Annotated in this window: 3 protein-coding genes; all 3 read right to left on the bottom strand. The window is 64.8% G+C overall.

The window, feature by feature from the left end:
- Nucleotides 1-212: 1,2-phenylacetyl-CoA epoxidase subunit PaaB (paaB, locus tag AC1D00_RS39825; protein ID WP_477014467.1), on the bottom strand; the 212-nt coding region annotated here is incomplete at its 3' end.
- 10 nt (nucleotides 213-222) lie between these two features.
- On the bottom strand, nucleotides 223-1215 hold the full coding sequence (paaA, locus tag AC1D00_RS39820; RefSeq protein ID WP_027543990.1) for a 1,2-phenylacetyl-CoA epoxidase subunit PaaA: 993 nt from the start codon (nucleotides 1213-1215) through the stop codon (nucleotides 223-225).
- 76 nt (nucleotides 1216-1291) lie between these two features.
- Nucleotides 1292-1740: PaaX family transcriptional regulator C-terminal domain-containing protein (locus AC1D00_RS39815; protein WP_477014466.1), on the bottom strand; the 449-nt coding region annotated here is incomplete at its 5' end.

Below are 1740 nucleotides of genomic sequence, written 5' to 3'. Positions count from 1 at the left end.
ATCATGCCCTTCTCGGCGGGGTCGCTCGCAGTGATCGCGGTGGACGGCACGACCCAGATCGACAGGCCCTCGCCGCGACGGGTGTAGATGTCGCGGGCGGCCTGAAGGGCCATGGTGGCATCGCTGGCATGCAGCGATCCCACGTGCTTGTGCGCGAGCCCGTTGCGGCTGCGAATGAAGACTTCCCACAGCGGCGTGTTCGGCGTGGCCATCGTGATCTCCCTATTCGGCCGCTTGCGCGGTCTGGCGACGTGCGCGCTTGGCGGCGTAGCTAGCTGCCGCCTCGCGCACCCAGGCGCCCTCGTCGTGCGCCCTGCGGCGCGCGGCAAGCCGATCGCGGTTGCAGGGGCCGTTGCCGGCGAGCACCTGCTTGAACTCGGTCCAGTCGATCTCGCTGTAGCGCCAGTGCCCGTCGGCATCCTGCGTCATGCCGGGATCGGGAATGGTGAGGCCGAGATATTGCGCCTGCGGCACGGTGGCATCGACGAATTTCTGGCGCAGCTCGTCATTGGAGAAGCGCTTGATCTTCCACTTCGTCGAAGTGTCGCTGTGCTGGCTCGTGGCATCGGGCGGGCCGAACATCATCAGCACCGGCCACCACCAGCGGTTCAGCGCATCCTGCGCCATCGCCTTCTGCTCGTCCGAGCCGCGGCACAGCGTCAGCATGATCTCGTAGCCCTGGCGCTGGTGGAACGACTCCTCCTTGCAGACGCGGATCATCGCGCGCGCATAGGGACCGTAGGAGCAGCGGCACAGCGGGATCTGGTTCATGATCGCAGCACCGTCGACCAGCCAGCCGATGGTGCCGATGTCGGCCCAGGTCAGCGTCGGATAGTTGAAGATTGAGGAATATTTGGCCTTGCCGGCAAGCATGGCGTCGACCAGCTCTTCGCGCGACGTGCCGAGCGTCTCGGCGGCGGCATAGAGATAGAGCCCGTGGCCACACTCGTCCTGCACCTTGGCGAGCAGCGCAGCCTTGCGGCGCAAGGTCGGCGCGCGCGTGATCCAGTTGCCTTCGGGCAGCATGCCGACGATTTCGGAATGGGCGTGCTGGGAGATCTGCCGGGTGAGCGTCTTGCGATAGGCCGCCGGCATCCAGTCGTTCGGCTCGATGCGTTCCTCCGCATCGATGCGAGCCTGGAATTGCGCAGCCCTGGCCGCGTCCTCAAGACCGCGATCCTCGGTCTCGGCCGTGTTCAGCGCCTGGGTATACATGCGCATCCTCCCGTTTTATTGGGAGATAATATATAACAGAAATTACTTCATGCAAGATATTTCTGTAACATAATGGTCAGGCGCCGAACCTCCGTTCCAGGAGTTTTCGCGCCGCCGGCAATGGCCCTTTTTCATTGGTTCCATGGCCATCAAGCCATTGTTCGGACGGAGCAAGCAGTGCGCGATAGATCTCGCCGCAGAGCGCGCGGGCGGCCCTGCCCGGCCAATCCGCAGGAAGCAGGCTCTCGGGCAGCAGCGGATCGCGCAGCACGACGCGGCGATAGTGGTGGATCAGCAGTATCCGGGCGGTGAAGGCGTCGGCGTCGGAGAGAGTCGTTCCGCGGCCAATCGCGGCGTGCAGCGGCTCGAACGTCTTCATGAACTTCAGATAGGCATCCGCGGTGCGATCGAGCGGCCAGCTGGCGCTGAGCAGGCGGCGTCCGCTGTCGTCCTCGGCAGAGACCTCAAGACGAATAGCGCCCGCAGCCTCGTCAGGCACTGGCACGCCCGACGGCGCAACCCACA

The organism is Bradyrhizobium sp. P2_E8 (genome assembly GCF_056403875.1).
This window is presented reverse-complemented; position numbering and strand designations above follow the sequence as displayed.